Genomic DNA, 551 nt, shown 5'->3' on the forward strand with positions numbered 1-551 from the left:
AAACATTTTGGGCGGACAAAAGGAGCAATTAGGTCAAGAATAAAGAAATTAGAATTGGAAGAACTTTATGGATAAAATTAAAAAAAGCACATGGCTATAACACGTGGTATAAGGCATGGCTGGGTTTGTGCGGATTCGACACGTCGAATCTCGTCCCAACCTCAGTTTCGGTCGGACACTCAGACTCTCGTCTGACCGCCACGGCCTCATACCACCACCGTTGTGTGCCATATTGACCCGTCCTAAAAAAAGGCTACACAAAATGTAGCAATTATGTATAAAAATGATGGTATCTTAAGAAGGTACAGCGAGGGTTTTAAACTCAAAATTTTAGCCGAACTTAGTACAGGAAAATATTCCAAGAGAGAACTAGGGGACATTTATGGCGTTAACCGGACTACCATAAATGAATGGGTGAAAAAGTACAACCGGAAAGATTTAATGAACACAAGGATACTAGTGGAAACAGAAGGAGAAACATCACGTCTGAAAGCCTTGCAAAAGGAGATCAAGCAACTAAAAGAGTTGCTGATAAAGAAAGACCTTGACAA

At 40.5% G+C, this 551-nt stretch carries 1 protein-coding gene; it reads left to right on the forward strand.

Going from position 1 to position 551, the window contains the following annotated elements:
- Window positions 1-273: 273 nt before the first annotated feature.
- Window positions 274-551, forward strand: a 278-nt coding sequence (locus K5G00_RS29540; protein ID WP_238770250.1) for a transposase, incomplete at its 3' end; no start/stop codon positions are given.

This window comes from Maribellus maritimus (assembly GCF_022267315.1).
Classification (GTDB): domain Bacteria; phylum Bacteroidota; class Bacteroidia; order Bacteroidales; family Prolixibacteraceae; genus Draconibacterium; species Draconibacterium maritimum.